The organism is Agrobacterium sp. 22-209-1 (genome assembly GCF_053522485.1).
In genome coordinates, this window is the sequence record NZ_JBNWCH010000004.1 from 91,837 (window position 1) to 103,847 (window position 12,011).

At 59.3% G+C, this 12,011-nt stretch carries 15 protein-coding genes; 8 read left to right on the forward strand and 7 right to left on the reverse strand.

The features are described from left to right. Positions 1–8 precede the first annotated feature (8 nt). A complete protein-coding gene (gatA, locus tag ACQZ48_RS11605) occupies positions 9–1,490 on the forward strand; it encodes an Asp-tRNA(Asn)/Glu-tRNA(Gln) amidotransferase subunit GatA (RefSeq protein WP_137410216.1) in 1,482 nt (493 codons plus the stop codon). Between the two features lie 58 nt (positions 1,491–1,548). On the opposite strand, the gene ACQZ48_RS11610 is transcribed toward gatA, so the two are convergent. Next, on the reverse strand, positions 1,549–1,806 hold the full coding sequence (locus ACQZ48_RS11610; RefSeq protein ID WP_006698014.1) for a YjhX family toxin: 258 nt from the start codon (positions 1,804–1,806) through the stop codon (positions 1,549–1,551). 275 nt (positions 1,807–2,081) lie between these two features. Between ACQZ48_RS11610 and ACQZ48_RS11615 the strand changes: the two genes are divergently transcribed. Further along, positions 2,082–2,591 (forward strand): GNAT family N-acetyltransferase, encoded by a 510-nt coding sequence (locus ACQZ48_RS11615; protein WP_191217643.1) that lies wholly within the window; start codon positions 2,082–2,084, stop codon positions 2,589–2,591. Here the strand turns inward: ACQZ48_RS11615 and ACQZ48_RS11620 are convergent. After that, positions 2,573–2,905 carry a DUF1294 domain-containing protein gene (locus tag ACQZ48_RS11620; RefSeq protein WP_077982417.1) on the reverse strand — a complete coding sequence of 111 codons (333 nt, stop codon included), beginning with the start codon at positions 2,903–2,905 and terminating at the stop codon, positions 2,573–2,575. The genes ACQZ48_RS11615 and ACQZ48_RS11620 overlap by 19 nt on opposite strands. Before the next feature lie 151 nt (positions 2,906–3,056). On the opposite strand from ACQZ48_RS11620, the gene gatB reads away from it, so the two are divergent. From gatB to ACQZ48_RS11645, 5 genes are all read left to right on the forward strand, one after another. Then, positions 3,057–4,562 (forward strand): Asp-tRNA(Asn)/Glu-tRNA(Gln) amidotransferase subunit GatB, encoded by a 1,506-nt coding sequence (gene gatB / locus ACQZ48_RS11625; protein WP_191217642.1) that lies wholly within the window; start codon positions 3,057–3,059, stop codon positions 4,560–4,562. A 207-nt stretch (positions 4,563–4,769) separates the two neighbouring features. Then, a complete protein-coding gene (locus ACQZ48_RS11630) occupies positions 4,770–5,267 on the forward strand; it encodes a GNAT family N-acetyltransferase (protein ID WP_077982415.1) in 498 nt (165 codons plus the stop codon). Continuing rightward, positions 5,264–5,737 (forward strand): GNAT family N-acetyltransferase, encoded by a 474-nt coding sequence (locus ACQZ48_RS11635; protein ID WP_191217641.1) that lies wholly within the window; start codon positions 5,264–5,266, stop codon positions 5,735–5,737. Before ACQZ48_RS11630 ends, ACQZ48_RS11635 begins: the two co-directional genes overlap by 4 nt. 109 nt (positions 5,738–5,846) lie before the next feature. Further along, entirely contained in the window at positions 5,847–6,245 is a 399-nt protein-coding gene (locus tag ACQZ48_RS11640; protein WP_077982413.1) for an NADH:ubiquinone oxidoreductase subunit NDUFA12, read from the forward strand. A 132-nt stretch (positions 6,246–6,377) separates the two neighbouring features. Continuing rightward, a complete protein-coding gene (locus ACQZ48_RS11645) occupies positions 6,378–6,815 on the forward strand; it encodes a DUF2155 domain-containing protein (RefSeq protein WP_077982412.1) in 438 nt (145 codons plus the stop codon). Between the two features lie 15 nt (positions 6,816–6,830). Here the strand turns inward: ACQZ48_RS11645 and aat are convergent, their stop codons facing one another. The 5 genes from aat to ACQZ48_RS11670 all read right to left on the reverse strand — a co-directional run bounded on the left by aat (position 6,831) and on the right by ACQZ48_RS11670 (position 10,658). After that, entirely contained in the window at positions 6,831–7,445 is a 615-nt protein-coding gene (gene aat, locus ACQZ48_RS11650) for a leucyl/phenylalanyl-tRNA--protein transferase (protein ID WP_191217640.1), read from the reverse strand. Between the two features lie 6 nt (positions 7,446–7,451). After that, entirely contained in the window at positions 7,452–8,798 is a 1,347-nt protein-coding gene (accC, locus tag ACQZ48_RS11655; protein WP_191217639.1) for an acetyl-CoA carboxylase biotin carboxylase subunit, read from the reverse strand. A gap of 12 nt (positions 8,799–8,810) precedes the next feature. After that, positions 8,811–9,302: an acetyl-CoA carboxylase biotin carboxyl carrier protein gene (gene accB / locus ACQZ48_RS11660; RefSeq protein WP_077982409.1), complete on the reverse strand. Its 492-nt coding sequence runs from the start codon at positions 9,300–9,302 to the stop codon at positions 8,811–8,813. A gap of 25 nt (positions 9,303–9,327) precedes the next feature. After that, a complete protein-coding gene (gene aroQ, locus ACQZ48_RS11665; protein WP_077982408.1) occupies positions 9,328–9,765 on the reverse strand; it encodes a type II 3-dehydroquinate dehydratase in 438 nt (145 codons plus the stop codon). Positions 9,766–9,890: 125 nt separating this feature from the next. Then, on the reverse strand, positions 9,891–10,658 hold the full coding sequence (locus tag ACQZ48_RS11670; protein ID WP_173988970.1) for a DsbA family protein: 768 nt from the start codon (positions 10,656–10,658) through the stop codon (positions 9,891–9,893). Positions 10,659–10,831: 173 nt separating this feature from the next. Between ACQZ48_RS11670 and ACQZ48_RS11675 the strand changes: the two genes are divergently transcribed. Continuing rightward, positions 10,832–11,989, forward strand: coding sequence for a pyridoxal phosphate-dependent aminotransferase (locus tag ACQZ48_RS11675; RefSeq protein ID WP_269834602.1), 1,158 nt, complete (start codon positions 10,832–10,834; stop codon positions 11,987–11,989). The last annotated feature ends 22 nt before the right edge of the window (positions 11,990–12,011 follow it).

A 12,011-nucleotide genomic window follows, 5' to 3' on the forward strand; every position in this document is an offset into this window, starting at 1 on the left:
TGCCGACCATGACCGATCTGACGAGCCTGACCATTGCCGAAGCCCGCGCAAAGCTGAAAGGCAAAGAATTCTCCGCCCTAGAGCTGACCGACGCCTATCTCTCCGCCATCGATGCGGCCAACGGCGCGCTGAACGCCTATGTGGCAACGACGCCGGAAAAGGCGCGCGACATGGCAAAGGCCTCTGATGGCCGTATCGCCTCCGGTGCCGCGGGCGAGCTGGAAGGCGTTCCGCTCGGCGTGAAGGACCTTTTTGCCACGCGCGACATTCACACGCAGGCCTGCTCGCACATCCTCGACGGCTTCAAGCCGAAGTATGAATCCACCGTCACCCAGAACCTCTGGGATCAGGGCGCCGTCATGCTCGGCAAGCTCAACATGGACGAATTCGCCATGGGCTCGTCGAACGAAAGTTCCTGGTACGGCCCCGCCATCAACCCCTGGCGCGCCAATGGCTCCGAGCAGAAGCTGGTGCCCGGCGGCTCTTCTGGCGGTTCCGCCGCAGCCGTGGCCGCGCATCTGTGCGCCGGCGCAACCGCAACCGACACCGGCGGCTCCATCCGCCAGCCAGCGGCCTTCACCGGCACCGTCGGCATCAAGCCCACTTACGGCCGTTGCTCGCGTTACGGCATTGTCGCTTATGCTTCCTCGCTCGACCAGGCAGGACCGATTGCCCGTGACGTGCGTGACGCCGCAATCCTGCTCAAGACCATGGCAAGCGTTGACGCCAAGGACACGACTTCTGTTGACCTTCCTGTGCCGGATTACGAAAAGGCCATCGGTCAATCGCTGAAGGGCCTGAAGATCGGTATCCCCCGGGAATACCGTGTTGACGGCATGCCGGACGAAATCGAAAAGCTCTGGGCCAAGGGCGTGGAATGGCTGCGTGATGCCGGTGCCGAGGTGGTCGATATCTCGCTGCCGCACACCAAATACGCGCTTCCCGCCTATTACATCGTCGCACCGGCGGAAGCCTCGTCCAACCTTGCCCGTTATGACGGTGTCCGCTACGGCCTGCGCGTCGATGGCAAGGACATTGCCGACATGTACGAAAAAAGCCGCGCTGCCGGTTTCGGCAAGGAAGTGCAGCGCCGCATCATGGTCGGCACCTATGTGCTGTCGGCCGGTTATTACGACGCCTATTACCTGAAGGCGCAGAAGGTCCGCACGCTCATCAAGCGCGACTTCGAAAACGTCTTCCATGAGGGCGTTGACGCGATCCTAGCGCCCATCACCCCATCTTCTGCTTTCGCAGTGGGTGACGAGGAACTCGCCTCCGATCCGGTGAAGATGTACCTGCAGGACGTTTTCACCATCACGGTCAATATGGCTGGTCTCCCGGGCCTCTCGGTGCCTGCCGGTCTCGACGGCAAGGGCCTGCCGCTCGGCCTGCAACTCATCGGCAAGCCTTTCGAGGAAGAGACATTGTTCAAGACGGCCCATGCCATCGAGCAGGCTGCCGGCAAGTTTACCCCCGCCAAGTGGTGGTGAATCCATCCACCAAGTTTTGTACAAGAACGGGCGGCATCAAGTGCCGCCCGTTTTGTTTTCAGCGATTGTCCAACTCACCCCGCACGAGCTCCAGCCCGCGCGTGGTGATGCGGTAGGGCTTGCCGCCGGAAGAGGCGATCGCTCTCTTCCGTTTCAGCTTGCGGAAGGTGAGGAGATCGAGGCCGCTGAAAATCCAGCCCTCGCGCGTAAAAAGCGAGAGTTTTTCGATTTTGCGGGCATCGTCTCGAACGAGTTCAATTCTGCCGCCCTGGGCGAGCAGGTGAAGAATGCGCTGTTCGGCGCGGGAAATGTCCATTTTTTGGAAGTCCGGTCGGCGTCACATGGACGCGTGAAAGCAAACCCGGGTGCCGTTAAGGCAGCCGGCTCGGTTTCATCTGGCCCGGCGCGCAAGAAACTTGCGGGCAGGGCCTTTACCGGGACTCCGATTGAGCGAACATAAAAACTCCGTTCTTGCTTCTTTTGGATAGCGGGCAAGTCCAGCAGGGTCAAGCCGGTGGCTTGCCCAGCAAAAGCACGCTGGCCGAATCGCACTCGCAATGGTTTAATTTTTACGGCCAAGGAGGGCGCGGTTTGATCGTCATTCGCAATGCGCATGAGCGGGAAGCGGAAGTCCTTGCGGCCATCGGCATCAGGGCATGGCGGCGGGCAACTGCGGCTCTTGGCATAACACCCACGCTTTACGACAATGCGGCCAGCGCCTTTTCCAATTTCACCCGCTCATCATGGCTTGCCATCCGCGTCGCGGAACTTGGAGGCTCGGTTGCGGGGTGGGCCGCGCGGGAGCATTTTGACGAGGTTATTACCGACTTCTGGATCGATCCCGATTTTCAACGGAGGGGCGTCGGCAGCCGTCTGCTTGCAGATATTGAAAGACTGATAGAGGACAAGGGCTTCGAGACAATCCGGCTTGAGACACATGCCCAGAACGAACCGGCAGTCGCCTTTTTCCGCCACCATGGCTATAGCGTGCGCTGGCTTTCCGTTTCTTATGCGCCGAAGCTGGACCGCGAGGTGCAATCGGTGGGGCTGCAAAAACAGTTGGCCGAGATCGAGAGTGGCCTTTACGGACCCGGGTTCTGAAACAGCGTTTTCAGCGCAACCGCCAACCGCACCGGCCAGTCCGGCATGATGGCGAGCGATGCGAGAAGGCCACTCTGCAATATCACGATGGACAGCAGGATACTGCGGAACGGCTCCTTGCGTGTTTTGTGCCGTAACAGATGTTGGGCCGACACGGCCCCCAGGCTGCCGCCGACGAGAGCAAGCAGGAGCAGCGTGCTTTCCCGGATACGCCATCCGCCCTGTCGTGCGGCTTCCTTGTCCCACCAATAGACAAGGAAAACGAAGAGATTGAAGCCGATATAGGCGATGAGGCAGAAGGTCATCGTGTCCATAGCGTGATTTGAAACCGGCAAGCGTAAAAAAGGCGTGTCCGGCATTGGCGAAAATCGTAGGCCAGTGGCGAGAGGGCGCAACATGTCTTGCGCCCGCGCTGCATTTGTTCTACCCACCAAGGCCAAAGAACCCGTATATCGTGAGCTTCAGATGACCCTTGTAGACGTGCGCACCCCCGACCCGAAACGCTTCATTCCCGGCGCCACCGGCGATTGGGAAATCGTGATCGGCATGGAGGTGCATGCGCAGGTTCTCTCCAATTCCAAGCTGTTCTCCGGTGCCTCCACCACCTTCGGCAATGCGCCGAACTCCAACGTGTCGCTGGTCGATGCCGCCATGCCCGGCATGCTGCCCGTCATCAACGAGGAGTGCGTCAAGCAGGCGGTACGTACCGGTCTCGGCCTGAAGGCAAAGATCAACAACCGTTCGATCTTCGACCGCAAGAATTACTTCTATCCGGATTTGCCGCAGGGCTACCAGATTTCGCAGTTCAAGGACCCGATCGTCGGTGAAGGCACCATCACCATTTCGCTCGGTCCAGACCGTCAGGGCAATTTCGAGGACATCGAGATCGGCATCGAGCGCCTGCATCTGGAGCAGGACGCTGGCAAGTCGATGCACGACCAGCACCCGACCATGTCTTTCGTGGACCTCAACCGTTCGGGCGTGGCGCTGATGGAAATCGTCTCCAAGCCCGATATGCGCTCTTCGGATGAGGCCAAGGGTTACCTCACCAAGCTGCGCTCCATCGTGCGTTATCTCGGCACCTGCGACGGCAACATGGATGAAGGCTCCATGCGCGCCGACGTCAACGTTTCCGTGCGCCGTCCCGGCGAAGGTTTCGGCACGCGCTGCGAAATCAAGAACGTCAACTCCATCCGCTTCGTCGGTCAGGCCATTGAATATGAGGCGCGTCGCCAGATCGCCATTCTGGAAGATGGCGGCGTGATCGATCAGGAAACCCGCCTGTTCGATCCCGGCAAGGGCGAGACGCGGTCCATGCGCTCCAAGGAAGACGCGCATGATTACCGCTATTTCCCGGACCCTGATCTGCTGCCGCTTGAATTCGACGATGCTTTCGTTGAGGCGCTGAAGGTCGATCTGCCGGAACTGCCTGATGACAAAAAGGCACGTTTCGTGGCCGATCTCGGCCTGTCGGTCTATGACGCCTCGATCCTCGTTTCGGAAAAGGCAATTGCCGATTATTACGAGGCGGTTGCTGCCGGTCGCGATGCGAAGGCCGCTGCCAACTGGGTCATCAACGATCTGCTCGGTGCACTGAACAAATCGGGCAAGGATATCGAGACGACCCCGGTTTCGCCAGAACAGCTCGGCGGTATCATCGATCTCATCAAGGCCGAGACCATTTCCGGCAAGATCGCCAAGGACCTGTTCGAAATCGTCTGGAACGAGGGCGGCAATCCGGCTGAGATCGTCGAAGCCCGCGGCATGAAGCAGGTGACTGATACCGGCGCCATCGAAAAGGCCGTCGATGAAATCATCGCCGCCAACCCGGACCAGGTCGAGAAGGTCAAGGCGAAGCCAACGCTCGCCGGCTGGTTCGTCGGTCAGGTCATGAAGGCGACGGGCGGCAAGGCCAACCCGCAGGCGGTGCAGGCGCTGGTCAAGGCCAAGCTTGGCATTGAGGACGAGTAAGCGGAGGCTGCCTCTGCCGTAGAAGCATTGAGGCCGACAGCTCTCATCCGTCATCCTCGGGCTTGTCCCGAGGATCTAACGACCCACAAGGTCAAACGTGCTCAGATCCTCGGGACAAGCCCGAGGATGACGTCGAGTACGAAGGACTGACATCACTTCTGCCGGGATCAACGCCCGGCTTTTTCTATTCTGAGACGGAGCCAAATCATGTTTTTCATCCGCACCGCAGGTCTGCGAGATATCGAGCCCGTACGCACGTTGCTGGCCACGACATGGCACGCCACCTATGACGCGATCTACGGCGCAGACAAGGTGAACCAGTTGATCCTCGCATGGCATTCGCCGCAGGCCATGAAGGACCGGGTCGAGAAAAAGGGCGGCGAGTTTCTGGTGGCCGATGACGGCAAGCGGATCGGCGGCATGGCCTATGGCTCGATGTCCACCAAGATGGCGAAGACCGCCCTGCTGCACCAGCTTTATGTGGCGCCCGATCTTCAGCGGCAGGGTGTAGGCCGCGATCTCTTCGCGGAACTCGAAACCTGCTTTCCGGATGCGGAAATCATGCGGCTTGAAGTCGAGCCTAAAAATACTGTCGCAATCGCCTTTTATGAAGGCGTCGGATTTGTCGAGGTGGACCGAATCGAGCGCATGGCTGGCATCGAGGGGCTGCCCGGCATCGTTATGGAAAAGAGCCTGACCCGATGAATGCGACCTTGGAAAATCTTCTAATTCGAACGGCGAGCGAAAACGATGTGCCGGCGCTTGCCGCCATATTTGCCGCCGACGAGATCGGGGGCCACGGCGATACGGCAGACGAATCGGCGCAGCCCGATTATCTCGCCGCCTTCCGGGCCATCGACGCATCGCCCAGCGAAACGCTTTATGTCGCCGAACTGGATGGCGAGGTGGTCGGCACCTTCCAGACGGCGATCCTCACCAAGCTCGTCGGGCGAGGGGCGAAGTCCATGGTGATCGAGGCAGTGCAGACGCGGGCCGATATGCGCGGTCGCGGCATCGGTGCGGTGATGATCAATTTTTGCCTGGAAGAAGCCCGCCGTCAGGGTCTGAAAGCCGCGCAGCTCACCTCCAACATGGCCCGGCTAGACGCGCATCGCTTTTACGAGCGGCTCGGTTTCGAGAAGCGGCATCTGGGCTTCAGGATGAAGCTGAAATAGCGCGGATATATCTCGAAATGCTGGACAATTGCCGTGAGGGGCGGCATAAGCATGTCTTGTGCCGTGCACGGAAAATCGCTGCGGCGCATTCAAGCCCGAGGAACGTAGAATGAAGACTCTCCTGACGCAAATCTTCACCTGGTGGAACGGCCAGACGATCGGAACGCGGTTTCACACCTGGCGCTTCGGCAAGAAGGTAGGACAGGACGAGTTGGGCAATACCTATTACGAAGGCGGCACCACATCCTGGGGCATGCCGCGCCGTTGGGTGATCTACAATGGTTATGCTGAGGCCTCGGCCATTCCGCCCGGCTGGCATGGCTGGATGCATTACCGCACCGACGTGCCGCCGAGCCAGGAAAGCTACGTTGCGCGTGACTGGCAAAAGCCGCACCAGCCCAACCTCACCGGTTCGTCCAATGCCTATCGCCCGCAGGGGTCGCTGGCTGTGGCCGGCGAGCGCCCGCGCGTAACCGGCGACTACGACGCCTGGACCCCCGGCAACTAAGCATCTTGTGATGCGCGGTGTTGTGCAAAACACCGCGCTTGTATCCGCCCTCACCGGTTTTTGCCACATTCCGCCCTTAGGCGTTGATCCGGTCGGCGGTTCGACACAGGCAAATATTTGGAGACATATCGTATGAGGAAAATCACGCGGGATCGTTCTTTGCGTGCGCTGACAGTCTCGCTGTTTGCAGCGGTCTCAGCTGTTCTCCTCGTATCACCCGTCTCCGCCGCCCGTCTCGAAAACCGTGTGGCGGTGTTTTCCGGCATCGACAAGATCACCGGCCGTATCACGTCTTTCGATGTCTATATCGATGAGACCGTGCAGTTCGGCGCGCTTCAGGTGACGCCGAAAGTCTGTTATTCCCGCGACCAGACGGAAGCCCAGAAGATCGACGCTTTTGTCGAGGTCGATGAAATCACGCTCGACCGCAAGATCAAGCGAATTTTCACGGGCTGGATGTTCGCCGACAGTCCCGGCCTCAACGCTGTGGAACACCCGATCTACGACGTGTGGCTGACGGGCTGCAAGCAGGATTCTGACGTTCCTGCTCCCTCTACGGCAAGCAAATAACCTTACGTAAAGTCTTCAAAATGGCAGACTGGGCCGGTTGACGGCAAGGTCGAGCATTTTCGTATATTCCTGCTTCGGTACGTCAATCGCGCCGAACGTCTTGAGGTGCTCTGTCGTAAATTGCGTGTCGAGCAGGGTGAAACCCTGCTGTCGCAAGCGCTCCACCAGATGCACGAGGCAAATCTTCGATGCATTGGTGCGGCGGGAAAACATGCTCTCGCCGAAGAAGGCGGCGCCCAGCGAGACGCCGTAAAGCCCGCCGACAAGTTCCTCGCCTTCCCACGCTTCGACACTATGGGCGTGGCCGATCTGGTGCAACTCGCTATAGAGCCTGCGGATGACGGCGTTGATCCAGGTGCTCGGTCTGTCCGGCGCTTCCGCCGCGCATCCAGCCATCACCGCTTCGAAAGCGGTGTTAAAGCGAATCTCGAACGGCTTCCTGCGCATCGCTTTGGCGAGGCTTTTGGAAACGTGAAAACTATTGAGGGGAATGATGCCGCGAATTTCCGGCTCGACCCAGAACAGTTCCGGATCATCGGCCGAATCGGCCATGGGAAACAGGCCGGCTGAATAGGCGCGCAGCAGAATATCGACCGTTATGTCGTTATTTCTGCTGCGCCGCCCAGCCATATCGTCTTAGTGAGACGCGTCACCGGCCAGATATTTTTCCAGCCAGTGAATATCGTAATCGCCGTTCAGAATATCTTCGTTCTGGAGAAGATCCTGGAAAAGCGGCAGTGTTGTCTTGATGCCGTCAACGACGAACTCATCCAGCGCGCGACGCAGGCGGCGAATGCACTCCTCACGGTCGCGGCCGTGAACGATGAGCTTGCCGATCATGCTGTCGTAATAGGGCGGGATCTTGTAGCCCTGATAGGCACCGGAATCGACGCGCACACCAAGACCGCCCGGCGTGTGGAAATAGGTCAGCGTGCCCGGCGAGGGAACGAAGGTGCGCGGGTCTTCGGCATTGATTCGGCATTCGATGGCGTGGCCATGGAATTCGATATCCGCCTGCGTGACCGACAGGCCCTGGCCTGAAGCGACCCTGATCTGTTCCTGCACGAGATCCATGCCGGTAATCGCTTCCGTTACCGGATGCTCCACCTGCAGACGGGTATTCATTTCGATGAAATAGAACTCGCCGTTTTCATACAGGAACTCGATGGTGCCGGCGCCGCGATATTTCAGCTTGCGCATGGCGCTCGCGCAAATTTCGCCGATCTTCATGCGCTGTTCGACGGTCAGAGCCGGCGAATTGGCTTCTTCCAGCACCTTCTGGTGACGGCGCTGCAACGAGCAATCGCGTTCGCCAAGGTGAACGGCATTGCCTTCGCCATCGCCGAACACCTGCACTTCGATATGGCGCGGCTTGCCGAGGTATTTTTCCATGTAGACCGCGTCGTTGCCGAAGGCTGCCGCCGCTTCGGAGCGGGCCGTCGCAACGGCCTCTTCCAGATCGGCTTCGGTCTTCGCCACCTTCATGCCGCGACCGCCGCCGCCCGCCGTCGCCTTGATGAGGACGGGAAAGCCGATTTCGCGGGCGATCTCAAGCGCGTTTTCAGGCTTCACTTCGCCGTCGGAGCCGGGAACAACGGGAATACCAAGCTCCATCGCCGTCTGCTTGGCGGTGATCTTGTCGCCCATGATGCGGATATGTTCGGCGGTCGGTCCGATGAAGGTAATGCCGTGCGCGTCGAGAATATCGGCGAACTTTGCATTTTCCGACAGGAAGCCGTAACCGGGATGAACGGCGTCCGCCCCGGTGATTTCGCAGGCCGCAACGATCTGGTGGATGTTGAGGTAGCTGTCACGCGAAGGCGGCGGGCCGATGCAGACGCTCTCGTCGGCAAGGCGCACATGCATGGCATCCGCGTCGGCCGTGGAATGCACGGCCACCGTCGGAATGCCAAGCTCCTTGGCGGCGCGCAGGACACGTAGCGCAATCTCGCCGCGGTTGGCTATGAGGATCTTCGAAACCATGCTGAACCGCCTTTATTCGATGACCACGAGGGCTTCGCCATACTCCACGGGCTGAGCGTCGTTGACGATGATTTCCACGACCTTGCCGGACTTGGGAGCCGGAATCTGGTTCATGGTCTTCATGGCTTCGACGATGAGGATGGTCTGGCCTTCCTTGACCGTTGCACCCACTTCGATGAAGGGACGTGCGCCCGGGGCAGGCGAAAGATAGACCGTGCCGACCATCGGCGAGGACACGGTGTTGGCCGGGTTGCGGGCAGGTGCTGCGGAGGACGCAGAGGCTGCCGGCGCGGCTGCGGCCGGCGCAGCAACGGGGGCTGCCGCCGGTGCGGGCGCATAAGGAGCAGGCGCTGCGGCATAGACCGTGGCGGCGGGAGCGGCGCGGGAAACGCGGATGCGCAGGTCGTCCTGCTCCACTTCGATTTCCGAAAGGTCGGTATCGTTGAGGATATTCGCGAGTTCGCGGATCAGTTCCTTGTCGATACCCTGTTTCTTTTCAGACATGACAAACCCTATTCTTTGTTTCTTTTTATGCCGTGATGTTTTTCAGCGCGTGAAGCGCCATGATGTATCCATATGGTCCGAAACCGCAGACCATGCCCTTAGCCGCGGGTGATACCATCGATTTGTGACGGAACTCTTCGCGGGCGTGGATGTTGGAAATGTGCACTTCCACGACGGGCGTGGAAATCGCGCGAATGGCGTCATGCAACGCGATGGATGTGTGGCTGTAGGCGCCGGGATTGATCACGACGCCAGCCGCCCGCTCACCCGCCTCCTGCAACCAGTCCACCAGCACGCCTTCGTGGTTGGACTGGCGGAATTCCACTGCGAAACCGAGATCGGCACCGGCTTGAAGGCAATCATTCTCGATGTCCTTCAGCGTCTTGCCACCATAGATACCCGGTTCCCTTTTTCCCAGCATGTTGAGATTGGGGCCGTTGATGACGATGATGATGTTGCTCATTCACGTTTCCATAAGAAAATCAGCGACACCTATAGACTGCGCAGCCGTCAAGGAAAAGCCCCCGCAAGCCCTAAACCGGCCGCTTGGCAGGCATCTCACAGGGAATGCAGTGGCTTTTTTAGCAATCAGGAGCAGGTGGCTTTTCCACAGCTGCGCATATTGGCGATTTTTTCCTTCAGAGGGTCGGCGCCAACCGCACCGAAAACCGCCTCGTCGCCGACGATATAGGACGGCGTTCCGGTGATGCCGAGGCTGTTGGCCAGCTTGTAGGTTTCCTGCACCTGCGCATCATTCGGGTTTTCCGCCATCGACTTGCGGATGTCTGCTTCCTTGAGGCCGAGCGAGGTCGCGACTTCCATGGCGCTGTCCTCATTCGCCCGTCCGCGACCACCAAGCAGGGTGCGCTGGAATTCTGCGTATTTGGCCGGAGCAAGCAGCTTCACGGCGTTGGAGACTCGGTGGGCCGCAACCGATTCCGGTCCGAGGATCGGGAATTCCTTGAGGACGACGCGCACCTTCTTGTCGCCCTCCAAAATCGCGTCCATATCGCCCATGGCGCGTTTGCAGTAACCGCAATTATAGTCGAAGAACTCGACCAGCGTCACATCGCCATCCGGGTTGCCGAGCGCCAGATCGTATTTTGATTCGAAGATGGTCGTCTTGTTGTCGGCAACGGCCTCCGCCGCCTTGGCGTTGCGCGCCGCATATTGTTTGCGCTCAAGCGCATCCTGAACCTCGAGCATGATTTCCGGGTTCTCGATCAGATATTGTTTGATGAACTCGCCCATTTCCTTCTTCTGCTGCTCGTCGAGCGCATGGGCGGGCAGGGAGGCGAATACCGTCGAAAGGGCCGTCACGCTGGCAAGAAGGGTGGAACGGAGAAAATGCGCCATATCGGTCCTCATTCTGTGCGGCCGGAGCCTCTTGAAATCTTATGAAGGCAATTACCTTACTTTAAGCCAAATGCCATACGGCAAAAATACTTGTCCGCATTATGATCGCATGATTGTGAAGATTGTGATTCTGCGGCAAGTCTGCGAAATACGGTTCAGGAAAGAGCATGCCCTTGATAACGATCTCGAAGCGGAGCGCCGTCGAACCCTTTCACGCCATGGACATTCTGGCGGAAGCGAACAGGCGCAGGCAGGCGGGCCGCCCCGTCATTTCCATGGCGGTCGGTCAGCCCTCCCATCCTGCACCGAAAGCCTCGCTTGCGGCGGCTGAGGCTGCGCTGAAGCATGGGCGGATCGGTTATACCGATGCGCTCGGCCTGCGTGAGTTGCGGGAGGCGATCGCCGGCCATTATCGGCTGCGCCACCAGGTCGCCATTGATCCCGCCCGCATCGCCGTGACAACGGGCTCATCTGCCGCCTTCAACCTCGCCTTTTTGAGCCTTTTTGATGCGGGCGATTATGTCGCTATCGCAAGACCCGGCTATCCTGCCTATCGCAATATTCTGAAAGCGCTCGGCCTCCACGTCGTGGAAGTGCCGGTCACGGCCGAAACGGGTTATACGCTGACGCCGGCAAGTCTGGAGCGGGCGGAGACAAAGGCCGGCTGCAAGCTGAAGGGCGTGCTTCTGGCAAGCCCGGCCAATCCGACCGGCACGGTGACCGGCCGCGAGGCTTTGAAGCGGCTGGCCAGCTATTGCGAAAGCCGCGACATGGCTTTCATTTCCGACGAGATCTATCACGGCCTTACCTTTGTCGGGGAAGAGACGAGTGCGCTCGAAATCACCGACAATGCCGTGATCATCAACTCCTTCTCCAAATATTATTGCATGACCGGCTGGCGCATCGGGTGGATGGTGCTGCCCGAGAATCTGGTCCGTCCCGTCGAATGTCTGGCCCAGAGCCTCTATATTTCCGCGCCTGAACTGTCGCAGCTTGCGGCGACGGCAGCCTTTTCGGCGGCGGAGGAACTGGATGTCTACCGGGAAAGCTATCGCACCAACCGCGATTTCCTGATGGCGCGCCTGCCGGAGATAGGCCTGCCGCTGGCGTCCCCGATGGATGGCGCTTTTTACGCCTATGTCGATACCAGCCGCTTTTCCAACGACAGTATGGATTTCGCCAGGCGCATGCTGGCGGAAATCGATGTGGCGACGACTCCAGGCATGGATTTTGATCCAGAGGAAGGCCACAGGGCGCTGCGCATTTCCTATGCGGGTTCCGTGTCTGACATTGCCGAGGCCGTTGGACGTATTGCCGGCTGGTTGAAATAAGCTGGGATCATCGGTTCGTGGT

What these genes read in the sequence shown, in the direction of transcription:
- gatB (WP_191217642.1), top strand. Translation starts at nt 3,057, where the DNA reads ATGACCCTTGTAGACGTGCGCACCCCCGACCCGAAACGCTTCATTCCC.
- gatA (WP_137410216.1), top strand. Translation starts at nt 9, where the DNA reads ATGACCGATCTGACGAGCCTGACCATTGCCGAAGCCCGCGCAAAGCTG.
- aat (WP_191217640.1), bottom strand. Translation starts at nt 7,445, where the DNA reads ATGGCTGGGCGGCGCAGCAGAAATAACGACATAACGGTCGATATTCTG.
- ACQZ48_RS11640 (WP_077982413.1), top strand. Translation starts at nt 5,847, where the DNA reads ATGAAGACTCTCCTGACGCAAATCTTCACCTGGTGGAACGGCCAGACG.
- ACQZ48_RS11630 (WP_077982415.1), top strand. Translation starts at nt 4,770, where the DNA reads ATGTTTTTCATCCGCACCGCAGGTCTGCGAGATATCGAGCCCGTACGC.
- aroQ (WP_077982408.1), bottom strand. Translation starts at nt 9,765, where the DNA reads ATGAGCAACATCATCATCGTCATCAACGGCCCCAATCTCAACATGCTG.
- ACQZ48_RS11635 (WP_191217641.1), top strand. Translation starts at nt 5,264, where the DNA reads ATGAATGCGACCTTGGAAAATCTTCTAATTCGAACGGCGAGCGAAAAC.
- accB (WP_077982409.1), bottom strand. Translation starts at nt 9,302, where the DNA reads ATGTCTGAAAAGAAACAGGGTATCGACAAGGAACTGATCCGCGAACTC.
- ACQZ48_RS11620 (WP_077982417.1), bottom strand. Translation starts at nt 2,905, where the DNA reads ATGGACACGATGACCTTCTGCCTCATCGCCTATATCGGCTTCAATCTC.
- ACQZ48_RS11670 (WP_173988970.1), bottom strand. Translation starts at nt 10,658, where the DNA reads ATGGCGCATTTTCTCCGTTCCACCCTTCTTGCCAGCGTGACGGCCCTT.
- ACQZ48_RS11645 (WP_077982412.1), top strand. Translation starts at nt 6,378, where the DNA reads ATGAGGAAAATCACGCGGGATCGTTCTTTGCGTGCGCTGACAGTCTCG.
- accC (WP_191217639.1), bottom strand. Translation starts at nt 8,798, where the DNA reads ATGGTTTCGAAGATCCTCATAGCCAACCGCGGCGAGATTGCGCTACGT.
- ACQZ48_RS11610 (WP_006698014.1), bottom strand. Translation starts at nt 1,806, where the DNA reads ATGGACATTTCCCGCGCCGAACAGCGCATTCTTCACCTGCTCGCCCAG.